This is a genomic window from Pseudovibrio sp. JE062, assembly GCF_000156235.1.
Classification (GTDB): Bacteria; Pseudomonadota; Alphaproteobacteria; order Rhizobiales; family Stappiaceae; genus Pseudovibrio.
The window spans coordinates 483,470-508,589 of record NZ_DS996807.1; the positions used below are offsets into that span (position 1 = coordinate 483,470).

17 protein-coding genes and 1 pseudogene are annotated in these 25,120 nt (G+C 51.6%); 9 read left to right on the forward strand and 9 right to left on the reverse strand.

The window, feature by feature from the left end; translation table 11 throughout:
- Positions 1-306: 306 nt before the first annotated feature.
- The 7 genes and pseudogenes from PJE062_RS09810 to PJE062_RS09835 all read right to left on the reverse strand — a co-directional run bounded on the left by PJE062_RS09810 (position 307) and on the right by PJE062_RS09835 (position 9,339).
- Positions 307-2,412 carry a hypothetical protein gene (locus tag PJE062_RS09810; RefSeq protein WP_037036450.1) on the reverse strand — a complete coding sequence of 702 codons (2,106 nt, stop codon included), beginning with the start codon at positions 2,410-2,412 and terminating at the stop codon, positions 307-309.
- A gap of 99 nt (positions 2,413-2,511) precedes the next feature.
- On the reverse strand, positions 2,512-4,026 hold the full coding sequence (locus PJE062_RS09815) for a nitrite reductase (RefSeq protein ID WP_008548200.1): 1,515 nt from the start codon (positions 4,024-4,026) through the stop codon (positions 2,512-2,514).
- Between the two features lie 34 nt (positions 4,027-4,060).
- Positions 4,061-4,480: a plastocyanin/azurin family copper-binding protein gene (locus PJE062_RS09820; protein WP_008548712.1), complete on the reverse strand. Its 420-nt coding sequence runs from the start codon at positions 4,478-4,480 to the stop codon at positions 4,061-4,063.
- A gap of 210 nt (positions 4,481-4,690) precedes the next feature.
- On the reverse strand, positions 4,691-5,884 hold the full coding sequence (locus PJE062_RS26885) for an ethylbenzene dehydrogenase-related protein (RefSeq protein WP_371256265.1): 1,194 nt from the start codon (positions 5,882-5,884) through the stop codon (positions 4,691-4,693).
- Between the two features lie 39 nt (positions 5,885-5,923).
- A pseudogene (locus tag PJE062_RS26890) lies at positions 5,924-6,415 on the reverse strand (NapC/NirT family cytochrome c); the annotation flags it as partial.
- A 246-nt stretch (positions 6,416-6,661) separates the two neighbouring features.
- Positions 6,662-8,335 (reverse strand): cytochrome D1 domain-containing protein, encoded by a 1,674-nt coding sequence (locus tag PJE062_RS09830; RefSeq protein ID WP_037036452.1) that lies wholly within the window; start codon positions 8,333-8,335, stop codon positions 6,662-6,664.
- 365 nt (positions 8,336-8,700) lie between these two features.
- Positions 8,701-9,339 carry a TetR/AcrR family transcriptional regulator gene (locus PJE062_RS09835; protein WP_008548560.1) on the reverse strand — a complete coding sequence of 213 codons (639 nt, stop codon included), beginning with the start codon at positions 9,337-9,339 and terminating at the stop codon, positions 8,701-8,703.
- Between the two features lie 299 nt (positions 9,340-9,638).
- Here PJE062_RS09835 and PJE062_RS09840 point away from each other — a divergent pair, with 299 nt between their 5' ends.
- The 6 genes from PJE062_RS09840 (at position 9,639) to PJE062_RS09865 (ending at position 17,008) form a co-directional block, all read left to right on the forward strand.
- A complete protein-coding gene (locus PJE062_RS09840; RefSeq protein WP_008548468.1) occupies positions 9,639-11,924 on the forward strand; it encodes a TonB-dependent siderophore receptor in 2,286 nt (761 codons plus the stop codon).
- Between the two features lie 216 nt (positions 11,925-12,140).
- Positions 12,141-13,034 carry an iron-siderophore ABC transporter substrate-binding protein gene (locus PJE062_RS09845; protein WP_208982237.1) on the forward strand — a complete coding sequence of 298 codons (894 nt, stop codon included), beginning with the start codon at positions 12,141-12,143 and terminating at the stop codon, positions 13,032-13,034.
- Positions 13,034-14,083: an iron ABC transporter permease gene (locus tag PJE062_RS09850; RefSeq protein WP_008548627.1), complete on the forward strand. Its 1,050-nt coding sequence runs from the start codon at positions 13,034-13,036 to the stop codon at positions 14,081-14,083. The genes PJE062_RS09845 and PJE062_RS09850 overlap by 1 nt, the downstream gene beginning before the upstream one ends.
- Positions 14,080-15,120, forward strand: coding sequence for an iron chelate uptake ABC transporter family permease subunit (locus tag PJE062_RS09855; RefSeq protein WP_008548821.1), 1,041 nt, complete (start codon positions 14,080-14,082; stop codon positions 15,118-15,120). The genes PJE062_RS09850 and PJE062_RS09855 overlap by 4 nt, the downstream gene beginning before the upstream one ends.
- Positions 15,120-15,911, forward strand: a complete 792-nt coding sequence (locus tag PJE062_RS09860) for an ABC transporter ATP-binding protein (protein WP_008548621.1) — start codon at positions 15,120-15,122, stop codon at positions 15,909-15,911. The genes PJE062_RS09855 and PJE062_RS09860 overlap by 1 nt, the downstream gene beginning before the upstream one ends.
- Positions 15,912-15,949: 38 nt before the next feature.
- Entirely contained in the window at positions 15,950-17,008 is a 1,059-nt protein-coding gene (locus tag PJE062_RS09865) for a siderophore-interacting protein (RefSeq protein ID WP_008548405.1), read from the forward strand.
- 6 nt (positions 17,009-17,014) lie between these two features.
- Here the strand turns inward: PJE062_RS09865 and feoB are convergent, their stop codons facing one another.
- The gene (gene feoB / locus PJE062_RS09870) at positions 17,015-18,838 is read right to left on the reverse strand and encodes a ferrous iron transport protein B (protein ID WP_008548693.1); all 1,824 of its coding nucleotides are present in this window, start codon (positions 18,836-18,838) and stop codon (positions 17,015-17,017) included.
- Entirely contained in the window at positions 18,822-19,151 is a 330-nt protein-coding gene (locus tag PJE062_RS09875) for a FeoA family protein (RefSeq protein WP_008548742.1), read from the reverse strand. The genes feoB and PJE062_RS09875 overlap by 17 nt, the downstream gene beginning before the upstream one ends.
- A 260-nt stretch (positions 19,152-19,411) precedes the next feature.
- On the opposite strand from PJE062_RS09875, the gene PJE062_RS09880 reads away from it, so the two are divergent.
- The 3 genes from PJE062_RS09880 to PJE062_RS09890 all read left to right on the forward strand — a co-directional run bounded on the left by PJE062_RS09880 (position 19,412) and on the right by PJE062_RS09890 (position 25,099).
- A complete protein-coding gene (locus PJE062_RS09880; protein ID WP_008548724.1) occupies positions 19,412-20,740 on the forward strand; it encodes an MFS transporter in 1,329 nt (442 codons plus the stop codon).
- An 8-nt stretch (positions 20,741-20,748) separates the two neighbouring features.
- On the forward strand, positions 20,749-22,932 hold the full coding sequence (locus PJE062_RS09885) for a TonB-dependent receptor (RefSeq protein WP_208982238.1): 2,184 nt from the start codon (positions 20,749-20,751) through the stop codon (positions 22,930-22,932).
- A gap of 196 nt (positions 22,933-23,128) precedes the next feature.
- Complete coding sequence (locus PJE062_RS09890) at positions 23,129-25,099, forward strand: beta-galactosidase (RefSeq protein WP_050773881.1); 1,971 nt, start codon at positions 23,129-23,131, stop codon at positions 25,097-25,099.
- The last annotated feature ends 21 nt before the right edge of the window (positions 25,100-25,120 follow it).

A 25,120-nucleotide genomic window follows, 5' to 3' on the forward strand; every position in this document is an offset into this window, starting at 1 on the left:
GCCGGTCCATATCACTGCGTGATGCCCTTCAGGCTTGGGCCCTTCCTCTCAGACCATGCAGTCACGTCTGAAAATCGGTGCCACCGGACCTTTGCAAGATGCGTTACCCCTCACAAAAGCCCCACCCAGCCCACGACACACCGACGGACGGCCCGCCAGCTGCCCGTCACGTGGGCATGCATTGAGTATGAGCGCACTTCCCAGCAAAGGGGATAAGTTTTTTCCTGCTCTCAGAGAATTGGTCTCGGCGTTTCATCATGCCCTATGAATATTGCTGTCATTAAGAGCGGCTCAAGGCAACTTCGTCTAAATGCACCATTCCCGTTCCAAACGAAGCAACCTATCAACCGTTGTCAGTTTCTGGGAAAAGTCATCTCTCAAAGCAGCCAGTTGATCTGTCGGATAAGGAGCAGGACCAAACAAGGAGAGTACGGAAGACAAATCTTTAGAGAGCCGCTCCAGCTCAGGCTGCAAATGCTCAACTTTTTCCCAGGCCGCTCGAGCATTCGTTGAGTTCACCTGAGCATGCAAATCAGCTTCACGACCCCAGCTGCTTACAACACGTGGATGAGTTGCCTCGAAGGTTTGTAATGCGTCTTCTGCCAAGGACAACCACGAGAGATCCTGTTCACTGTGGCTTTGCTGATAAGCTTCTATTTTCGCTTGCCCTTCTTTGAGTTGAGAAAGGGCGTTCCGCACTTCAATCTGTTTGCCGGTCAGATAATAGAGGTCTGCCAGCACATCATTCGACGGCACCTTAGATTGCTTACCAGCAGGGATAGTTAAGTCCAGCACCGCTGAAAGGCGGGTCTCTAACAGTTCAAGCTCATGAAGATTTTTTAGTTTGGGTTCAGCCATCAACCGAGGGTCAAACTGCTTAAATTCAGCAACTTCATGGGACAGTATCTTCGAAACCTCGTGAGCTTCCAGCTTTCGTGCGCTTGCATTGTGATGAGCAGATGATCTGGAGAGTGTTTGATAGGTTTTTGAAATAAGTTCACGCAGCCTGCCCAGAGTTGAGCGCTCCGTATTTCCTTGCTTCTCCGCTCTTATGGTTGTTTTGCCATGCTTAGAGAGCTCGATAATTGCAAATGCCGCATCACCGTCGGTCTCATTTTTAGAGCGCTGTACCAGAATGTTGCGAGTCTCGCTAAAGGTGTTGCGAACATCCTTTTCCGTCACTTGCCGCTCTGAGCGCACGCCATGACCGTCATATTTCGGATTAGATACTACATTTTTCAGTACAGAACGCGCTTCGGCCTCTCCGATAAGACTGTCTTGAATGAATGAAAGCGAGCCCGCTTCGGCAGCATCAGGCCGTTGGCTGATGTTCGCCTGAAGCGCACCCATAAAGCGGGAGTAATCAGTTTCCACGGCTGAAAGCCCGGGGATTTTTACTGCGTTCCCTGCATCATCCTTAGTGAATCTGGTTGAATGCCATAGTCCGGAATTTGGCATATGATTTTGATCGCGAAGCCCTTGTTCAACTCCTGAGAGCAGAGTCGCACCAACTGAGAATACATCACTTTTTTCAGAAGTTTGAGGATGCTGCGGATGCACCTCGGGCGCTTTGTATTCTTCAGTGAATCCTTTAGCCATCTCTCCTGCTTTGGAGTGTAAGCCAAGGTCAATAATTACGGGTTCGCCAGTTTCTATGCTGACCACATAGTTATCTGGCTTAATGTCATTATGAACCAGTCCAGCCTTGCTGATGTGAGACGTAACATCCAGAAGTTTCTGGCCGATGTATTGAACGCTGCCCCAATACTGCGCGCTGGAAATGTCTCCCGCTTTCCATGCCTGATCCAGCTTGCGGAGAGCAACACTACCGCGCTCACCAACGACTTCATCCATTACAAGAGCTTCTTTGACCAAACTACCATAGGGCACCTTGGCCATTCCATAGACCTTCCCTAGATTTGGGTGCTCCCCTGCATTTTCATAGATTGTCCGGTAGGCATCCAGTTCAGCAGCCAGATGTCCAGCTGCGACAGTCCTCTCAATTTTGCCGACCAGATTGTGTCCATCTGCCGTTGTGTAAGTGGAGATATGGCTCTCACCCTCAGCAAATTTCTCGGTAATGTTCGGCTTCAATGTCGAAAGATCTGGTGCATCATTTACGACAGGTCTTCCAACCCAATCATATTTCTGAGGGGCCGTTTCTGAGAGAGCTTTTTGCGCAGCGGTACTGGCCAATAAAGGAGACCTTAGCGTTTCCTGAGGCAGTTCTCCACGAAGCTTATCCAGTTGTTGCTCTCTTTTGCCTGTGAAGCTCAGAAACTGCTTTTGTGTCTCTGTGTTTTTTTCAGATCCGTAAAGCTTTACCTGTCCATTCTGTGTGGCCGATTCCGTCTCAACCACGACATGAAAAACAGGAGAAACTGGCTGGTTTATGATGCTGGTACTGGGCAAGGGAATGTCTTTCCAAGGATGAACGTTCCACTTGAATAAAGTATGCGCACAACTTCTGCTGTATCGATTGATACATGCAATCCGCCCACAGTATCCGGCTCAATCCATAATCCTGTTGCCGACGTTGTATTTCCCGCGTGGTTTTTTCATTGGCAGGCGGTCGATTTCTTCCAGTGTCTTGGCGTCATAGATGACAACAGCGCCATCCTCTTCCCAGATGGAAACCAGCGCGTGCTTGCCATCCTGTGTGAACTCAACATGGGCAGCGCGGGCGCCTTTTTGAGGGCGCAGGGTTTTCACAATCTCAAGGGTCTGTTTGTCGATGATCTGAATAGCGTCTTTGTGCGGGCCAAAGAAAACATCCACCCAGAGATAAGGGGAGTTCTCATGTGTGCGGGTAAAGAAGCCTGACCCGAGCATCTCGATTTGCTTGAGGGTCTCCCACGTTTTCATATCAACGATGGAAACGAGAGGCTCTCTCAGGTGAGGCGTCGCCATGACCGTGCGCTCGCCCATCTTCCATGTGGAGCCAGAACCCAGATGCGGCATGCCTGTCAGATCCAGATCTGCAATCTTATGGCCGATCACCAGATCAACCACCTGTCCACCTTTACCGCTTGGGGAAGCCCCCATCACGTACTCATCAGTCGGGTCGAGATAGAAATCTTCAACCAGGCTTTTGACTGTAATGGTGCGGAGAGGAAACGGATCTTTATTGGGGGCAGGCCCTTCCACGCGCCAATCATGAGCAAAACCATAATGCGGCGGGTTGGGGCCGTAAAACACTTCCCAGATGGAGGGCGTGTCTTTCAGGGCCAACACAAAACTCTTGCGCTTGGCGGCGAGGTAAACGGCGGACACGCGGCTCGGTGAGCCATCCTTGCCCTTCACCTGCTCCACCTTTTGTGGGCTCAGGTCATCAGCAGAGAGGATCGCAAATGTGTTGGGCAGGTAGTTGGCTACTGCAATCCACTTGCCGTCATGGCTCAGCATAATGTTCCGGCTGTTCAGGCCAGCACGAACACGGCTGACCTCCTGCAACGCGTAGAGATCAAACTTCTGAATCCAGCCATCACGGGACATGATGTAGACGTACCGCCCATCCGGTGAGAACTTGGGCTGTCCGCGCGTACCAAACGGCGTCTTGAAGCGTGTCAGAACCTCAAAGCTGTCACCATCCAGAACGCTGACAGAGTGGTCTGAAGTCTCAACCACCAGCGTCACATTCAGGGGATCTGCCGACCAGAGCGGCTTTTTGACCGGTTCATAGTCGTCGTTTTTAAGCAGGCTCGCTGATATCTGCTCCATCCCCCAGACAGGTGCCGGGTCCAGTGGAGTTTTCAAATAGGCGCTGAGCTCGTCAATCTGCTGGTCATTCAACACATCGCGGAAAGACGGCATCTCAGTCGCTTCCCGCCCGCTCCTGATCGTATCTTGAAGCGCTGTGCCACGCAGACTGCCCAGAGTTTCGGGAAGCAGAGCCGGACCAATCAGGCCCAAACGGTTCTCACCATGGCATTCAACGCAATGCTTTTGATAAAGAGCAGCCGGGTCCGCAAGGCAAGCAGATGCTGTAAGAACAGCCGACCCAAGTGAAACAAAGAGCCTGATCATTGAATTAACTCAGAAATTTGGAGTGCAGTCTACACTAGGGAGTGACGGTCACCATGCCGATCATCTTCTGTGTTTCCCAGTGAGGGCCACACAGATATTGCTGAGAGCCAGCACTTAGAAACGTGAACTCGAAGTTTTCTTCTGGGAACAGCCGGTCAGACTCTTTCTCGCCCGCCTCGTTCAAATGAACAGTATGGCTGGTGCGCTTGTCCACGTTCACCCAGCGCACGGTCGTTCCAACTGGCACTGTCAGCTTTTCAGGGCAGAAGCGGTACTTGTACATGGTCACGACAGTCACGCCCTCAGCTTCAGCAGATGGATGCCCGAACATATCGACATAGCGCGCTTCTGCTTTCGCGCAGAGCTCAGCAGCCTTGTCGTCCTTGGCCATCGCTGGTGTCATCATCAGCAAACCCAGTGCGACAGCGGAACCTTGAAGAAGTCTTGAGTACATGAGGCGCCCCTCTCAAATGCATATCCAAAATAATCTAGGTATTATCGACAAGGATATACTTGGAAAAACTTAGAGCAAGCTCTGCAGCTTAGCGTATCTCCGAAAGTGGAAGACGGTTTTCGGATAAAGATACGTAAAAACGAAATCCTGACGGAGGCGCGAGCCTCCAAGAAAAAAGGTGACCAATTGCTCGGCCACCCTTTGTGTGTTTTAGCGTCCTACCACATTGATTTGGGCAGTTTCGTCATCCAGCGCCAAACTGGTGTTCAGCGTCACGTGGTGGAAACGTGCGGATGAGAAGTCATCGTGGATCGCGAAGCCAACTGTGTAGGTCTTGCCTGCTTCCAGTGGCACATCGCCAGGCTTGTCGCTTGTCAGCGGACGGGAGAAGACCACGGTCCACATGCCAGCGGAAAGCTTGGCAGACGCTGCGATATCACCGTCGTTCTGAACACGACGCTCAAGCAGGTAACCATTGGTCGCGGAACCATCAGCATAGACGCGCATCAGATCCATGAAGGTACCGTCAGCCAGCAGCTGGTCGATTTCTTCAGCAGACTTCAGCTTGTTCCAACCACCCTGTGCTTTACCGCGGCGACCTTTAACTTCGATCTTGGTGCGGGTTTCACTCAGGTACTTCTGGATGGACTCTTTCGCCTTCAGCAGTTCAGCAACATCACCGGAAGCAGCGATTGCTTCTGGGCCCGGATCAAATGGCATATAGGTGTTGTCTGCGTGGCATGTTGCCCAGCAACCAACCTGTTCACCCATCTTGATGCCAGTACCGGTGATCATCATGGCAACCTTGATCTGGTTATCCGGATCCATCTTGCCGCCATCAACGAATGGTGCAGGTGCGTGAGGTGCATCTGGCCATTGCAGACGGAAGTAGACGTTCTCGCCATCATGAGCAGCCTGCATCGTCGCGTTGATCACACCGCGCTTGCCAGGGATTGGCGTAGGCTCAGTGTTTTCAGTACCTTTGACGATCTTGTTGCCGATGTTTTCCAGCTCTTTCGCGTGACAGGTCGTGCACTGGTCACCACCCTTTGTCAGCGGACGAGCACCACCGTGCTGCTTACCGTTCTGCACGAACTCGAAGGAAGCCTGACCAGGATAGAACAGGGTCATATCCACGCTGTCGACGCCGCTCCAGTCGATGTTTGCACCAACTGTATCGCCAGCATCAGCCGCACTTGCTTCACCGGAAGCTTTTGCGCGTTCTTCAGCAACAGCCGCGTCGACTGCAGCAGCGATCTGCGCCTGCATAGCTTCCTGCTGTGCTTTTTTCGCAGCACTTGCAGCTTCTGCTTCAGCAGCTTCCTTCGCTTCGATACGAGCGAGGCTTTCCATGTATTCTTTAGGAATCTCGCGAACGAAGTTGTGGTTCGGTGCCTCGATCATTTCGAGATATTCGTCAGATGCACGATCACGAACGTTGGAGTGCGCAATACCCTTGTGGCAATCAATACAGGTCTGGCCTGTCTTCATTGCATTCAGGTGCTGCTGACGAGCGCGCGGCTTCTGGAATTCCGGCATCATGGACTCAAAGTCATGACAGTTACGGCATTCACGGGAATCCGTCGCTTTCATCCGCTCCCATTCGTTCTTGGCAAGGTGCAGACGTTTGTTCTCGAACTTCTCACGCGTGTTGATCGTTCCCACGAGCTTGCCCCAAACTTCTTTGGAGGCTTTGATCTTGCGGATGATCTTATGTGTCCAGTCTTTAGGCACGTGACAGTCAGAACAAACTGCACCGACGCCGGACCGGTTTACGTCGTGGATCGTGCCCTGGTATTCCTGATAGACGAAGTCATTCATCTCATGGCATGAGACGCAAAATTCTTTTGTGTTTGTCGCTTCCATGGCGGTGTTGAAACCACCCCAGAAGATAATGCCGACGACAAAGGCCGCCAGAAGGCCACCTACCGGCATTCCCCATAGGAAATACCTGCGCCAGATCGGCTTTTTCTTTTCCGTATCGTTGGACTGGGTCATTTCCAGGCTCCATTTTGGATTTTCTGTCGACCCATCCTTGCCGGGTCGTATGCGGTCGGCTTTCAAGATACGGGGAGCAAATCCGTCATCTCCGGCTGGTGCGCAGCCGTTCAGTCGCGATACCGCTGATAAAAAAGAAGGGCGGGCGTGGCGCCCGCCCCTCCTAAAGATCGTCAGATCACATTAGGTGACGTGGTTCGAACGGATGTAAACGTTGAACTTACCGGTTGGAGCGTAAAGGCCCTTAATCCGGGTTTTTTCTTCGAGTGTTTCAGCATCGAAGACAACGATTTCACCGTTTGGCTCCAGAGAGTCGCCCATGTTCCAGTTGGATACCCAAACTTCAGTACCATCTGCGTTGAACTCGAAGTGAACAGCGGCATTGCCTTCTGTTTCGGTGATGGTGATTGTTTTCACAATCTCACCGGTTTCTTTCGAGATCACCTGAACAGCCTGCTGGATTTCAGGATCTGGATGTTTGGTCTGGTCAGCCCATACGTACTTGGAGTTAGGGTGTGTACGGATGAAGAGGCCTGGGCCATCTGTTTCAACTTCGTAACACTTCTTCCAAGCTTCGTCAGGACGGCCTGCTGGATCGTTACCCCATACAGATACAGTACCTACGCCGAGGTGGGTTGTACCTGCAACAGGACCACACTTAGGATCGTTCCAGTTAGCACCTGGACCTGGGTGTGGAAGAGCAGCAACGTCGATCATAGCTTCAAGCTTGCGATCTTTGGTGTCTACTACAACCATTTTGTTCGATGCGTTTGCAGCGATCTGGAAGTAACGACCTGTTGGATCGAAGAAGCCATCGTGCAGGAACTTAGCGGAGTCGATTTTTTCGATACGAAGGTTATCGATATCGGTGTAATCAACCTGCCACATCTGGCCAAGTTCTTTAACCGCAACCAGCCATGTTGGCTCATTAGGTGTGGTGTAGATAGCAGCAACGCGGCTTTCTTCTACATAGTCACCGTCAGTGTTGTAACCGCGGGTGGAAACCACTTTCAGAGGTTCCATGGTTACAGCGTCAACAATAGCGAAGTGTGGAGGCCAGTAAGCACCACCAATTACGTATTTACCGTCGCCGGAAATCGCAACGTCGCGAGCGTCGTACGCAACAGTAACTTCAGAAACAAGCATCTTGTCTGGGGTCTGCCAGAGGTCGATCTTGGTCATCTTACCGTCACGGCCCATGGTGTACCAGAAGCGACCTGGCTGCTCTGGTTCTTCCAGTTTATGGTGCTCAGATGCTTTGATCACGTGCACCGCATAACCGGTTGGAATGTGGACCAGAACTTCTTTGGTGTCGCCGTCGATGACAGCCACTTTACCAGCGTCACGCTCGATGACGACGAAGAAGTTTTCCCAATTGCGGCCATGCATAGGCTTTGTAGGGTAGTCTTTTTCCTCTACATAAACCTTGCGGGTCTGCTTCATCTGGGTGAGCGACATTTCAGGCGGCTTTGGCGGATCCAACATGATGTAGGTCGCCATGTCCTTGATTTCTTGCTCGGTCAGAATTTCCGAGAAGTTGTTCATGCCCCCTTCGGTGCCCCAGGCAATGATCTTCTCAAGGCGTTCCTGACCCAGCTGAAGGGTACCACCTTCAGTCACGGTGCCGTCTTTGCCCGTTTTCTTCCAATGAGGTTCCAGGTTTTTACCTGTTGCACCCTTACGGAGAACGCCGTGACAACCTGCGCACTGCTCAAAATAGAGCTGCTTAGAGCGCTCAAAAGCTTCTTCGCTCAGTGTCGGACCTTCTGCAAAGGCGGGCGCAGCTGCACTACCGAGCAGCATCGCAAAGCCGGCCGCTAACGCGTAACCTGACCCACGTCTCTTTTTTTGTAACATTCTCAAACTCCAATGCTGGTGAGACAATGTCACAGTGAATTGATCAGCCGTCACGCTCCTTGACTAATGTTAAGCAAGAAAACTTAGAGCCCCTTTCTGAAACATCACACCTCCCAAAACCGCAGAAAACTCCCCATTCCAGCGACATTGCGACAGAACGTCTCAATCTGGAGTTTCATGCACATATTTTGAAAAGCTAAAAGAGACTAGGCGTAGGTAGGCGTGTGAGGGGAGGAGTTGAGATGTTGGGGTAACCTATTGAATATACGCAATATATATAATGCGGTGACCGACTGAACGTGTGGACTCAGCTAGCTGCTAACTGATTCTAAAGCCGAGTGAGGGACTCAGAATTAATCAGCCCTCTATTCCTCCAACCTCTGCAGATCGAACACCAGATAAAGCAGGTTTTTGCACCAGTGCATGACGGTTTGGCGTTCTTTTGGGTCGGTGGTGAGGGCGATGATGTTGAGGCAGGAGACGCTGATGAGGTTTTGCAGGTAGGCGAGGCGCTGCGGGTTTTCTGGCAAAGAGCGACCGAACTTTTCCTGAATGCGGATGAAGCGGGAGAGGATCTGGTTGACGTGGGCTTCTTCCAGCTCTGATAGCTCTTTTGAGGAATTCATGGAGCGGCGTAGTTGCCAGTGACCTGCAGAGTTGGCGTCATAGCTGATCGCCATTTGCTCAAACATGTCATCGATGTAATCACGGATTGGTTCGCTGCCATCATAACGCGCATCCAACTCATCCAATCCGTTCAGAGCATTCTCCAGCCAGCGGCGGAACAGCTCGTAGAAGATCGATTGCTTGTTGGGAAAGAAGTTATAAAGCGAGCCAACACTGATGTCGGCACGACGTGCTATTTCATTGGTGTTGATCTTATCGACCTGACCTTCGCTCAACATGTCCAGAGTGGTTTGCAGGATCAGTTCAATCTTTTCACGAGAGCGCTGTTGCTTGGCCTTCTTTCGCAAAGCGAGGGATTGCTCGTTCAGGGATGGCATGGAAATGGCTGTCCTTTGTAAATCTCGCTTTACCGTGTTCTGCCCAACAAGATTTCCAGTGGCAAGCCCCTTGGAAAAGAATTAGCAGATATACTCACTGAATATCTTGACTTATAAAGTCATATTATCTATTGGAGTAAAAATCGAGTTATTGCTCAACTTTTTGATTTGAAAATCTGAAGTTATTGCAATCGCTGAAAATTTTGAAAAATCAAATGATTAAGCTCCAACCAATTTAAGCGTCAAGCCAGAAGCCAGACACCATTGGGGCGGTTATCAGTGGAATAGGTGTTTGAAACATGGGCATCCACTACAAGTCTGCGCTTCTGTCTGGCTCCTCCATCAGCCTGCTGCTGCTTACCGGAATTGCAGCTGCGCAAGAGGCCAGTTCTTCCAATCAGGATCTTGATGAAGTTGTTGTATACGGCTCGACAGTTGCCGAAGACGCATTAGCGCCAACGCTCGGCTATGTTCCGACAGAAACAGCAAGCGCAGGCCGCATTGGCTTGCCTATTGAAGAAACGCCACGTTCTGTTTCAGTTGTATCCTCCCAGCAGATGGAAGATCAGGGCGCAGAGTCCATTGTGGATGCGATTTCCTATAGTGCGGGTGTTGTTCCAGCGATTTATGGTTTCGACCTGCGCTATGATAACTATGCGATCCGAGGTTTTGAAAGTGCAGTCGGAGGCCTCAACTATCGTGATGGCTTACCTCTTCGGATCTTTGCTTGGGGGGGCTGGAACATTGAGCCATTTGGAGTTGAGCGAGTTGAGGTGTTACGAGGACCATCCTCTGATCTGTTTGGTGCGAACCAGCCAGGTGGACTGGTAAACACAGTTACGAAACGTCCTCAGGAAGAGTTCTCGGCAGTTTTGCAGGCGACTTATGGTAATAACAATCGTAAGCAACTAGCCGCAGATGTCACGGGTTCGCTTTCAGAAGATTCTCCAATTAGTTATCGCATTGTTGGCGTTGGACGTCTGTCTGATACGCAGGTTGACGATGTTCATGATGATCGTCTCTACATCGCCCCATCAGTTACTGCAAAACTTGGCGATAAAACCAAACTTACTCTGTTGGCCCAGTATCAAAAGGACTTCCAAGGCGAGAGCTGGCAAATACTACCTCAGCACGGAACGTTGCTGTCCAACAGCCAGGGAAGTTTTGATTACGATACATTTGCAGGTGATCCAGACCGCAATGGTTTGGAACGTGATCAGCATTATGTTGGCTACGAGCTTGACCACCAGTTCGATAATGGTCTTGAGCTGTATCAACGTGCCCGCATAGCTTACAATAAGATCACTTATGATGGCGCATACAATGGCGGAGCAGTAGACTTTGATACTTTATTAGCCGGGGGCGCACCTCAGGTATCAGGTGTCGATACTGCAATCCTTGTCAAAAACGAAGTTGAAGAAACAGGTTATCAGGGATCCATTGATACGGCCCTCAAATATGACGCAACTTTCGGGAGCGTAGAGACTCAGTTTATTGCTGGTCTGGATTATTACAAAGGGTACTCCGAAGCAGACTTGGGAAGTGGTTACGCCGGAGAAAAGAACCTATTTACTGGCGAAATTACTAATTTGCTTCCCACCCTGCCAGGGGTCAATCCTGCATTGCTGAAGGACTATACTGGTTTCTCAGATCAATCAGTTACACAGACCGGATTGTATGCTGCTGCCAACTCCAAGATCTTTGATAAGTTTAGGTTAGACCTGAATATCCGGCACGATTGGTTGGATCGAGATGTCAAAGGAGAACGACCTGAACCGGGCAGTTCACCTGCAAGAGAGCAAACATTTGATCGGGCACTTACCGGTCGCATTGGGGTTTCTTATGTAAGTGATTACGGTATCACGCCTTTTGCCAGTTTCGGAACCTCTTTTGATGCCCCTCCTGCTGGGATGACAAAAGAAGGGAAGGCCTTCAAGCCAACTCATGCAGAACAGTTTGAAGTTGGAGTAAAGTACGCACCTACAAACTTTGATGGTTTCTTCAGTGTCGCGGGTTTTCAGATCACAAAAGACAATGTCTTAACGAATGACCCAAACAACACGGGGCCTTTGCCAGCGTCGCTTCAAGCTGGTGAAGTTAGAGTGCGTGGTATCGAGTTCGAAGGCGCAATTGAGTTGTATAGCGGCCTTTCTGCTCTCGGCAATTACACATATCTAGATACTGAAGTGACTAAGGATACGACTGCCTCGCTTGTTGGCAATCAACTTGAACGTATCCCTGAGCATGCTGGTTCTCTTTGGCTCAAGTATAACTTTGCAGAAGATACTTGGCTTAAAGGTCTAAGCGTCGCAGCCGGTGCTCGCTATTTGGGTGAAAGATTTGGCGATAATGAAAATGCCATCAAGCTTGACGCGGTAACTCTGTTCGATGCTGCCTTAAGTTATGAGTATCGTAATCTGAAGCTCTCCTTTACAGGGCGTAACCTTGCCGACAAATCCTTCATAAGTCATTGCGGTAAAGCCTCGCTCGCTTCACTTGTACCAGCTGCTTTGAATGTAGATTCACACAACTGCACCTACGGCAAAGGCCGAGAGCTGCGGCTTCAGTTGACGAGTACTTTCTAGACTTTCCTAATCAGAAAATGAGTTGATGCCACGGGCTTTGCGGTCCGTGGCTGGTTTTGTGAGAGAGACATGCATTCCATCCACGCATGCATCAAACAGTTAGAACGGTTTTTGTTAGGCAGCGCACTGTGTCTGGCGATGCTTTTCGTGAGTGCTCAGCAGTCAGAAGCCGCTGACTTTCCCGCGGTGTTCGAGCACCAGTACGGGAAAACGACAGTGACTTCGCGACCCAAGCGGGTCGTATCTGTCAGTTTCATCGGGCATGACTTTTTACTGGCTCTAGGCGTGAAGCCTGTGGCGTTACGGCGTTGGTATGGCAACTATCCCAATGGAGTTTGGCCGTGGGCCCAGCCTGCTTTGGGGGATGCCAAACCAACGGTCATGTGGGGAGAGATCAATGTGGAGCAGATCGCTGCGTTGAAGCCTGATCTGATCCTGGGCCTGTGGTCCGGTATGACGCGCGCTCAATACAAGGTCCTCTCACAGATTGCACCGGTTCTTGTGCCTGAAGAGCGTTATGGTGATTACGGTACACCCTGGCAGCAGATGACGCGTACGATCGCGAAAGCAATTGGGCGCGCTGAAAAAGGGGAGCAAGTGGTGCGGGATCTGGAAGCCCGCTTTGCTGCTATCAAACAGAACCATCCAGACTGGTTGGACAAATCCGCAGTGGTGGTTTGGCCGGGAGATATTGGCGCTTATCCATCGTCAGACCTTCGTGGGCGTTTTTTGAGCGATCTTGGTTTCATCGTATCCGAAAAGGTCGAAGCGCTTGTGCGCAGTGATCTGTTTTATGTGCGTGTTTCGCCGGAAGATCTGGATCCTATCGATACAGATGTTCTGATCTGGCTCGATTTTGGCTCAGGCGCGTCGCAGATCAATACGCTACGTCTTCGCCCGACCATGCGGGCTTATAGAGAAGGGCGTGAGGTTGTTGCGACACCGATGATTGCTGCTGCGCTTTCACATTCCTCTCCGCTCAGCCTGAACTTTGCTCTGGACCAGCTGGAACCGCTGATCGCAGCAGCTATCGATGGAGATCCGGCGACACCAGTGACCACCTCTGTTGAGGCTGGCATCACCCAAGCACAGCAAATGGAGGGGCAGTGATGTTTGTTGATGTTGCTCAGCGCGTGGGTACAGCTGACAATCTCAGTGTATCGGGAAAATCTCGTGGTGGCTGGTCACTCGCGCTTGTGGTCTTTTTGGTCGTTCTCTCCGTTGTTTCGCTCGGTGCTGGTGTGCGGTCCATTCCGCTATCTGCAATCAGCGATGCTTTGTTGGCGACAGACCTAAGCAACCCAGACCACATTGTGATCATGGAAATGCGGGTGCCGCGCTTGATTGGCGCGTTGCTGATTGGGGCGTCATTGGCCATGGCCGGCGCGATCATGCAGATCGTGACACGCAATCCGCTGGCGGATCCGGGATTGTTTGGCGTGAATGCCGGTGCATCCATGGCCGTGGTGCTATCCATTTGGGGTGCAGGCATTTCTGCAGCAGGCCTGTTCATCTGGCCTGCAATGGCCGGTGCTTTCGTGGTGAGCCTTGCTGTATATGCTTTGGCCAATCTGGGGCAAGGCGGTGCCAGTCCTTTGCGGATGGCTTTGGCAGGGGCTGCTGTCAGCTCGTTTCTTCTTGCACTTGTCCGTGGTGTTTTGCTGGTAAGTCAGCAAACATTGGAAACCTACCGCTTCTGGGTGGTTGGCTCGCTGCAAGGCGTAAAGCCCGAAGTGCTGCTGCAGCTCTGGCCGTTCTTTGCTGCTGGCTTTGTGGCTTGCCTCATCCTCGGGCGTTGGCTGAATGCTCTTTCTCTTGGTGAAGATCTGGCGAAGTCACTCGGAACCAAAATGGGTCTTGTCAAAGGCCTCAGCCTGTTTGCTGTGGTCTGCCTGTCAGGTGGTTCTGTTGCTCTGGCTGGGCCCGTCGCATTTGTGGGGCTCGTCGTGCCTCATGTAGCACGCCGGTTCAGTGGGGCAGACAGTGCCTGGCTGCTGCTGTTCTCCGCCTTGCTGGGAGCCTTGTTTGTGCTGGCCGGCGATATTCTTGGCCGCGTTCTCTTGGAAGGTCGCGAGCTGCAAATCGGTGTCACCGTGGCATTGGTGGGTGGTCCGTTCTTTGTCTACCTCCTCAGAAAAACAAGGATGATGTCTCCATGAAGTTGCTTGGCCATCATCTCGTCGTTCCGCTACCGGGCGGAGCGCTTCTTATGCGCAAGCGCAGCGCTGCTGTTGGCTGCGTGTTGTTGGCATCCACATTGATCGCAATGTTCGTGGCCCATTGGCTCGGTGTTCATCCAATCGCTGCGGACCGAATCTTGCCGCTTATGTTCAGTGGTGAGAACAGCGTTGATCAACTCATCCTGCTGGATGTGCGTATGCCGCGTATTCTTGTGGGCGTTTTTGTTGGCGGTCTCATGGGCATGTCCGGCGCGATTTTCCAGGCGTTGATGCGCAATCCGTTGGCCTCACCGGATGTGCTTGGGTTCAACGCTGGCGCCGCCTTTGGTGCGCTTCTGACAATCTTCCTGTTTGGCTCTGCTGCCTATGTGTTCTGGGGAGCCGTTGTCGGAGGTGTGCTGACAGCAGTGCTGGTTGTGGCCTTGTCCTGGCAACGTGGGCTTGATCTCTTCCGCCTGATCATGGTGGGCATTGGTATTGGTTTTACATTGCTGGCTTGTGCAGATTTTCTCATGTCGCAGCTGGATATTCAGCGCGCATCCGATATGGCTAAGTGGCTTGTTGGCAGTCTTGGGCAAATCCAACGGGAGGATATCGCGCCGGTTGCTGTTGCGTTTTTGGTGCTGGGTGCTCTGGGCGTTGTGCTGCAATACTCACTGGACAGGCTCGCTTTTGATGAAGACCTGGCAACTGGCCTCGGTTTGAAGGTGAACAGCCTTCGATTGCTGTTGGTTGCCGTCGCCGTGGTGATGACAGCCACCGCAGTGGCCGTTGCTGGGCCAATCCCATTTGTAGCATTCGTTTCTGGACCAATTGCACGGCAATTGTCCAAAACACCGTCTTCAGCACTTATCCTGGCGGCGGGTATTGGCATTCTGGTCACGCTGCTGTCGGACACAGCCGCCCGAACTCTGGTTGCTTCATTCCAGATGCCAACCGGTGTGTTTACCGCTTTGATTGGTGCTCCTTATCTCATTTGGTTGCTTGCACGGCAGGCGAAACGGAATCTTATCTAATGCTTCAGACTCAAGAAAATGCGCCGCTGGAAGCCAAAGATCTCGGGCTTTCGTTTGGCTCTCACGTTGTCCTGAAGGACTTCAATCTGGCAATTCCAAAGGGAAAGATCTCTGTGGTGATCGGCCCCAATGCCTGCGGAAAGTCCACGTTGCTTCGCTCGCTGGCACGGTTGGAAAAACCAACGGCAGGCACTGTTTTGTTGGATGGAAAATCTATCCATAAACAGCCCACACGCGGTGTTGCCAAGCGCCTTGGTATCCTGCCTCAGATGCCTGTTGCGCCAGAAGGGATCACGGTGGGAGATCTGGTCAGCCGTGGTCGTACGCCTCACCAGTCTGTCTGGCGGCAATGGTCCCGTCAGGATGAAGTGGCAATCCAGAATGCCATGGAGATGACCAAAGTCACAGAGCTGCGCGACAAGCCTTTCAGCTCTCTTTCGGGAGGACAGCGCCAGCGTGTCTGGATTGCAATGGCGTTGGCGCAAGAAACCGATTTGCTGCTGTTGGATGAGCCGACCACCTTTTTAGATCTCGCTCACCAAATCGAGCTGCTGGAGCTTCTCAAGCAATGCAATGAAGAGCAGCAAATGACGATTGTCGCTGTTCTGCACGATATCAACCTTGCCGCACGTTACGCGCACAATCTGGTGGTCATGAAGGACGGTCGGATTGAAGCGCAGGGCAGTGCAAGCAAGACCATCACCAAAGACATCATGAAATCTACCTTCGGACTGGATTGTTATGTGATGCCAGATCCTGTGAAGGGTACGCCGCTGGTTGTTCCAGTTTGATGCTAACAACAATTTCAATAAGTTAGATGAGTAATTTGATGACAACCACTGCAGCAGAACTCCATAAAATTGAAAGCCTCATTCCCGGCATCGAGTTTGATAAAGCCATTGAGCTTTTTAGTGCGGAAGCCAAGCTTCACAATCTGACGCTGGAAGAAATCACCGGCGAGCATTACCGCGTGAACTCTCCACTTGGGAGGGTTGAGTTTGTAAAGGTGGATGCGCAGGCAAAGCTGATGATCTCCGCTCCATCTCAGGATGCGCTGCATCTGGTGAAGGAAAGCATTGAACATCTGATCGGGCACATCGACATCAACATTCCGCCTCAGATGGTTTGGAGTGGTGATTTCACCGCTGGTGTACACCCGCCAAACTTTTTGGAAGTTCGTGTTGGTCGCACAGCTGCGTTCAGCTCCAATTTCATCCGCGTGACTGTCTCAGCAAAGGGTATTGAGCGCTTTTTTGAAGGTGGTTTGCACTTCCGTCTGTTATTTCCCAAGAACCCAAGCTTTGAGGCACGCTGGCCATACTGGGATGACAAAGGCCGCACAGTCTGGCCTGAAGGTGACTATGAGCTGATGCGCCCGGTTTATACGGTGCGCCAGTTCAACAAAGCAGCACAGAGCATCGACTTTGATGTCTTCCTCCATGAAGGTGGCCCAACTGCGGATTGGGCAGCTCGAGTTATTGAGGGAGACACAGTGGGCTTGCTTGGCCCGGGTGGAGGCCGGATTCCGGAAGCAAATTACATGCTGCTGGCAGGGGATGAAACGGCTATCCCGGCGATCTCCCGAATTCTGGAAAGCTCTCCTGAAGGCACAAAAGGAGCTGTAGTGATCAGCGTTTCCAAAAAGGGAATGGAAACATCCATCCCGCTGCCAGACGGCATGAGCCTTGAGTGGGTTTATCGTGATGCTGTTGGGCATGATGGTTTGTTTGAAGCTGCAAAGCAGATCGAAATTCCGAACGTACAAGAGGCGTTCTGCTGGTTTGCAGCTGAAAAGAAAACGGCCAAGAAAGCCCGCAAACACTTCCGCAATGAAGTCGGCTTCAAGGCGGACAACTGTTACATCGCGGGATTCTGGGAAGAGGAGTAACTCCTGCTAAAACCCTAGCAGTTTTGCACCTTGATAGAAGATGAAAGACACCGCCCAGGCATAGGTAAGTGACAGGATCAGGGAAAAGCTTGTGAAGCGCCAGCTTTTCCCTTCTGCATGAACTGTAGCGATGGTTGTCAGGCAAGGCGTGTAAAGCAGGCAGAACAGGCAAAAACTATAGGCTTCCAGCGGTGTAACGCTCATTGTAATCGCTTGAGAAACACCGCTGGTAGAAAGAGCGTAGATGGTGGAAAGTGACCCGATCACGATCTCCTTGGCGATGAATCCGAAGATCAGAGCCAGGGTGAGATAAGGGTTGATGCCAATGGGCTCCATAATCGGCTGAAGCAGAACCCCAAGCTGGCCGCCGTAGGTGTTGAGCCCTTCCGCACCAACAGGAAGGTTTGTCAGCAGCCACACAAGAATGCAGCCGATGATGATGAAGCGCGACGCTCTTCTGATAAACTCGCGCACCTCACCCCAGCCGCGTAAAAGCACCTGCTTCACCGTTGGTACTCGGTAGGGCGGTATCTCCAGCAAAAACGGCTCCTTGCTTTTGAACTGGCGCGAAAAACTGAAGATCGCTGCAGTCGAAAAAGCTGCGAGAAAGCTGATCACATAAAAGGAAAAGAGAACGAGTGCGCCCTTGGAGCTGGGGAAAGTGGCACTGATGATGAAGACGAACACTGCAAGCCGTGCTGAGCACAGCGAAAACGGAATAACGAGCATAGCCAGCAACCGCAGTGAGCGCGTCCGCATCACGCGTGTCCCCATCAACGCGGGAACATTGCATCCGAACCCCATCATCTGCATAACGAACGCCCTGCCATCCAGTCCAACGCGTCGCATCAGAGCATCCATCAAAAAGGCAGCTCGGGCCAGATAACCGCTGTCTTCCACGGCTGCCATGCAAAAGAAGAACAGCACAAGCAAAGGCACAAAAGAGGCGACTGTAGACAGACCAAGCCAAATGCCGTTGATCAGGAAGCTGTTTAGCCAGCCAGGTGCCCATGCCAACCCCGGTTCCAGCAAAGTTGCCTGCACCCAATCAGCGCCGCTGCTCACGAGGTCTTGCGAGGGCAAGCCAATCTCCCAGATAACCGAGAATATGACCAGCATGCTGAGGAAGAACATAGGCAAACCAAGCAGAGGATGCAGGAACAGCTGATCCAGCTTCTCCGTGAGTGTCTTCGGCCATATTTTGGGAAGAGTGACACACCCTTTCAGCGCATCATCAAGCGTTTCCTCGGTCATCAGCGTTTTGAAAAGAGAGTCGTAGTCAGCCAGAACCGGCTTGCTCGCAAACTCAGAGCTGAGGCTTTCTGAAACCTGCTTCATAGCACCTTCAAAGCCGGTGCCATACTTGGCGCTGATAAGGGCCACTGGCATCTTGAGAGAGTCCTGAAGTTTCTCCAGGTCAAACGTGATGCCAAGCTTGTGTGCCTCATCGCACATGTTGAGCATGACAACAGCAGGCAGGCCCAAAGCTTTAACCTGCAACGGCATCAGGATTTGACGCTCGATCTGCGCGGCATTGATAACGATGATCACCAGATCGACGGGAAACTTGGTCAGGAAGCGGTTCACCACCGCTTCGTCCTCAGAGCCACCTTCCAGATTGTAAATCCCTGGCAGATCGACATATTCCACTTTTCGCCCATCCAAAGGAACACGTGCGCGCATTACGTTCACGGTGATGCCCGGCCAATTGCCGACCGATGCCCGTGCGTTGGTGATGCGATTGAACAGCATGGATTTGCCCGTGTTGGGCTGCCCGATAAGAGCAATCCTAGGCGTGCTTTGGGCTCCTGTCTCAGGCCGGGGATTCATCGCCTTTGATCTCCTCCACAACAACGCTCCGCGCTTCAGAACGGCGGATGGCCACCTGTGTTGCCTGATTAACCCGCAGCAACATGGGGCCACCCAACCAGGCCAGTCGAATAACACTCACCTCTTTGCCGATATTGATGCCGAGAGCATTCAGGCGAACCACCAGTGCGCGGCCATCAGCTGTCTCTTCACTCTCGATTGCGCGCACAACAGCTCGTTCACCCTTGAGAAGTTGATCGAGACTGCGTGTTTGGGATGCGTTGCTCATGATCTGCTTGTGAGGTGTTGAAATGAAGTTGAGGTTTAAACTCATGAATACACAAGCCGATCCCAGAAATGTGGTTATGGGTTTCTTGCATGAGCAGGTCCAACTTGAAGCAATGTTCTCACGGACTGCCTAACCTAGGGATATGCCCTAAAGGCAAGCCTGATATCTGTTTAAACCCTAGGATCTACCTGCGATTAAGTTGCATGTGCAGATTGATAATATGAGTGTAATACACTAGTTAAAAATCATTAATTGGTTAGCCAGAGCGACTCGTTCGAGCCAGGCCGTTGAGCGCTAGGTAGAAAATGGCTAACGACAGCAACACCCTTATTGCAGGGCAGGGGCGTACATCTTCCCAATTTGAGCAAGGCGAGCGCACCGCACGTTCAGTTATTGTTGTTCTTGCGGGACTTTATGTAGCGCAGGCCATTCCGGTCTATCTGGTTGCTGCAGCCATGCCTGCCATCTTCAGAGCTAAGGGCATCAGCCTGGTCAGCATTGGTTCCATGGCACTTTTAATGCTGCCATGGGTCATCAAGTTCCTCTGGGCACCGGTGGTTGACAGATACTACATTGCAGCTTTGGGAAAGCGCCGCAGCTGGATTATCCCGATGCAGTTCGTCTCCGTTGGCATCATCACCTATCTCTCCACGCTCAACGTTGCAGAGCATTTACACATCCTGTTCCCGCTGCTGATGGTTCTGGCGCTGTCTTCCTCTACACAGGACATCGCGACAGACGGCTTTGCAGTGGAGCATCTGGCACCAAAGGACCAGCCACTGGGCAATGCGGTTCAAGGTGGTAGTGTCGCCGCTGGCGTCCTGATCGGCGGCTCTCTCTCCCTATTCCTGCATGATCTGTGGGGTTGGAGCGCAGCACTCAAGACAGCCGCCGCTCTCTCCTTCCTGACTTTGCTGCCGCTGCTCTTTTTCAGAGAAAACCCACGCAAAGACAAAACGGCGGAAGGCGAGGGCAAGTCACGGCCATCCATCATCAAGTTCGTAAAACGCCACAGTACCTTGATGTTGCTGTTCTTCGCCTTGCTGTTCCGCCTGCCAGAAGGTCTGGTGAAAGGCGTCGAGCAAGCGTTCCTCGTCGATTTCGGTTTCACACTCTCTCAAATCGGCATGGTCAGCGGTGGAGCTGCAGCTTGTGTCGGCCTGGGTGGTTCAGCCATCGCGGTGGTGTTGATCAAACGTGCAGGACTGATGCAGTTCCTATGGCTCATCGGTGGCCTGCGAACCTTGTGTTTCCTCGGCTACGCAACAGTTGCATTGCTGGATTATCGCGGTGTTGCTGTTCTGGTTGGCCTGTCTGCCGCCAACACCTTCATTCGTTACATGGAAATCGTAGGCCTCTACAGCGCCTTCATGCGGGTCAGCTCACTCAAACAAGCTGGAACGGACTTCACCATCCTCAGCTGCGCAAACCTGCTGGTTTACATGTTGGGCAGTGTTGCCGCGGGCATGATCGCTCAGCATTCCGGCTACGGCATTCTCTTCTCGCTCGCCACCGCCTGCTCCGTCGCAGGCATTCTGGCTAGCATGCACTTCTTCAAAAAAGCATCCATCGGCAAGGGGCAACAAACTGCCGAAGGTGCTGAACTCTCAACCACATCTACTGTAAATACTTAGGGGGCAAAATGAAAAGCGTCGCAATGGGGAACAGAGGTTCCCTCGCGCGGGTGCTGCTATGCACCGTCGCGCCTTTCGCAATGTTTCAAACAGCATCCACCGCAACCGCACAAGATGCCATCGAAAACGACACCGACCTCACCGTCGTTGTAACCGCCAGCCGCACCGAGGAGTCCATTTCTTCTATTCCGGGTACTGTGCAGGTGATCTCCGGTGAGGAGCTACAGCAAATGGTTGCGGCGAATGGTGATATCACCACGGCTTTGGGGCGCTATATTCCAGGCTTGAATGTCAGCAATGATACACTAAGCGGGTTAGGAGAGACCTTCCGAGGGCGATCATTGCAGGTGTTGGTGAATGGCAGTCCGCGCACCTCTTCTCTTCGCAAAGTAAACCGTGTTCTCAGTCTGATTGATGCAGACAGCATTGAGCGTATCGAGATCATTAATGGTGCGAGCGCCGTCTATGGTGATGGGGGGACTGGTGGTGTCATCAATGTGATCACCAAAGATGCAGACAAGGAAGGCTTCAGCGGCTCCTTCTCGACAACGATCTCAGCAAGTGAGCGTGACATCAAAGACAGTGCACATGTGCTTACAAGTGCTGAGGCTGGATATCGGAAAGATGGCAAAAGCATTCAACTGAACGGCCAGTTCAAAAATACGGGCGACCTGTTTGCTGGAAATGGAACGCGTATTCCTGAAGACCCTGCAACAGGGCAGGGCGGTGGCTCTGGGATTGAGCAGTACAACATCTCTGGCCGTGTCGGTTTTGAGGCAGATCGTTTCGATGTTTCCATCTATGCCAACGTGTTGAAGATGGAACAAGACATTGAGTTTTATTCTGACTTCACAACAGATCCTGTGTCTCAAGATACTAGCGCGCCATATAAGGGCCTAAGCCCGATGGAAGATGCAAAGAACATTACAGCGACGGTGAATATCTATGATGTAGGTTTCCTCGGCGATGCAAATGTCGAACTCTTCTATAATGACACAGAACGCCGTTCCGCATTGGTACCCTTGAGTGCTGCTAATCCGTTCACATATAGCCCGGATCCTGATCGTTCACAAAATTCCGTGTTCATGAAGCAGGTCGGAGTTCGCACTACATTTGATCGCGATCTTAGTGACTTCTACGAGGGCTTGGAGTTCAGCTACGGCGGTGACTTTACATATGAAGACGTAACGCAGAAGCTGCCGGACGGTCGGGACATTATGGGCCCGATGGAACAGAACTCATTTGCTGTTTTCGGCCAGTTGAAAGTACCTGTCGGCGAAATGTTTGAGTTACGAGGTGGTCTGCGCTATCAGCGTTATGATCTGAGCGTCGGTGATTATACGCGTCCTTCTGGAACATATTATCATCGGGGTGCTCTGATTAACGTGGCTGAAGCATATGTCAAAGGCGGTGATACCGTTTATGATGCAACAGTGTTTAATCTGGGAGGTGTAATGCATCTCACCGATGATTTCGATCTTTTTGCTGGCTTTTCTCAAGGTTTCTCTGTTCCTGATGTCGGTGGTTTCACCCGTCGTTCTTTTGATGATACAAATCCAGCTCGAACAGAGTTTGATTTTTCTGATCTGAAACCAGAAGCAGCGATTGTGAACAATTATGAAATTGGTGGTCGTTTCAATAACGGTAAAGTGTCTGTTGCAACCTCAGTATTTCTTTCAACAACTGACAAAGGTCTGACCTTCAATCCTGACGCGAGCGCGCTTAGACAGAGAAAAGAACGTATTTGGGGCGCTGAGTTAAACACAACAGCTGAGATTAACAGCTATTGGAGCCTCGGAATGATCCTTTCTTATAAGGAAGGTATCTATGACTATGATGAGGACGGTGATCTTGATGATGCCTTACCAAACAACCGTATTGGCTCTCCCTTCCAGGCAACACTGTACTCCGATTACCGCTTCGATATCGGTTTAAGCCTTCATGGTGAGGCAATCTACGGCTCAGGCCGAGATGTTGATGATGGCAACCCAAATTCGGAAGATTTGAAACTCAAACAAACCTTCACCGTCAACGCTGGCGCAAAGTACGACGCTGACTTTGGAACCATAAAACTTGGAGTAGAAAACGTATTCGATACCAAGCAAAACAACGTCACCGCAAGCTCCGGCCGCAACCGCAATGTCCTAGCAGAAGGCCGCCGCTTCTTCTTGCAGTACTCTAAGACATTTTAAAATTGGAGATTTACGGGCGGAGATGGTCTCTGTCCGTAAAAACACCCATGCGGTGTTGCATCTCTAAGTCTACACTTTCCCCAATTCAAAAATTAAACGTTTATATTTCATCTGACTCTCTGATATATCTCAGGTGTTGAGTGATTCTCGCAGGGGCACTCAGTGATTTCCAGGTGAATGAGTTGGGGCGTGTAGGATGTTGGAGTTGGGGACTTGCTATTATCCGGAGCAATGGCCAGAGGAGCTATGGGCGGATGATGCGCGTAGGATGGTTGAATTGGGGCTCACATGGGTGCGCGTTGCGGAGTTCTCATGGGCTCTTGTCGAGCGGGAAGAGGGCGTGTTTGACTGGGCGTGGTTGGATAAAGCCGTCAACATCCTCGGCGAAGCGGGTTTGCAGGTTGTTATGTGCACACCAACAGCAGCGCCTCCCAGATGGTTGATTGATAAGCATCCTGAAATTCTGCCGGTTGACGAAAACGGAGTGACACGCAAGTTTGGTGCGCGGCGCCACTACTGCTTCTCCAGCCCAATCTATCTTGAGTACGCAGCAAAAATTGCAGAAGCCTTTGCAAAGAGATATGGCAAGAACCAACACGTCAAAGCCTGGCAGATTGATAACGAGTACGGCGACCACGACACGATCTACAGCTACTCACCCGCAGCAAAACAGGCTTTCAGTCACTGGCTCAGACAACAGTATGGCTCGATCGAAGCCCTGAATGAAGCTTGGGGAACGTGCTTCTGGGGTATGCGTTACACCTCATTTGAGCAGGTGGAGTTACCCAATAATCTCGTTGAAGAGCCGAGTCCAACCCATCTGCTGGACTTCTATCGCTTCTCATCTGATCAGGTGGTGAAGTTCAATCGCACTCAGGTGGATGTGCTGCGAAAGCATGTCGGCAATGCGCCTATTACCCATAACTTCATGGGTCATAACACGGACTACGATCACTACGCTGTCGGCAATGACATCGACTTTGCATCCTGGGACAGTTACCCCATGGGTGCGCTGGTCAATGCTCTCAAAGATGACACTGAAAAAGCACGCCTTTTAAGGGTAGGGCTACCAGATCAACCGGCTTTCAATCATGATCTTTATCGCCATGTGGGCAAAGGAAAAGCCTGGGTGATGGAGCAACAGCCAGGGCCGGTGAACTGGGCAAAACACAATCAATCGCCGCAGGATGGTATGATCCGCCTCTGGACTTGGCTGGCTTATGCTCATGGAATTGATGTTGTCTGTTACTTCCGCTGGCGCCAATCCAAATTTGCGCAGGAGCAGTTCCATACAGGCCTGCTGTTGCCCAACAATGAACCCGATCAAGCGTTTTGGGAAGTGGCTCAGGTTGCGAAAGAATGCGCATCACTGCCTGAAACAGGAGCCAGACAAAAGGCACAGGTTGCCCTTGTGCTTGATTATCCGTCTCGTTGGGCTGCTCATACTTTGCCTCAGGGAGGTGATTACTCCAGCGCGAAAGTGGCAATGGACTGGTACGCAACGTTTTCTCAGATCGGCGTTGATGTTGATATCATTGGCCCGCACTCTGGCCTTGCGGGATATAAACTGATCATCCTGCCTGACGTGATCATTGATGATCCCGAGTTTGCGTCACGCCTGAAGGATGCTGAAGCCAGAGTTTATCTGGGGCCAAGAACGGGCAGTAAAGCAAAACATATGCACGTGGCTGAACCACTGCCGCCGGGCAGTTTCAAAGCTCTCATTGATCTGGATGTGGTTCGTGTGGAGTCCCTTCCACCTTACAATCAGGATCAGATCTTCTTTGAGGACTATTTGGGTGAAGTCACCAACTGGCGTGAATGCCTGAAGAGTTCAGAGACTGTTCTGGCTAGCTTCCAGTCTGACTATCGTGACGGCCAACCGGCTTTAGTTGGTAACACGATGTGCATCTACGCCGCCGCGCATTTTGATGGAGCATTTCAGAAAAAGCTCGCTGAGTATCTGGTGAAATGGGCTGCTGTGGAGCCTCACGCCGGGACGCAGGAGGGCTTACGCATCACACAGCGCGGGCATCTTAAGTTCGCGTTCAATTTCACCAGTGAAGTCATAAAGATCGAGCTTGGAAGCTCAGTTAAGACGTTTGTGGGAGGAGAGCAGATCCCGCCGTTTGGCGTGGTGATCTGGTCGGATGAACCAGATGGGTGAGTAAGGCGATTAAAACTTAAG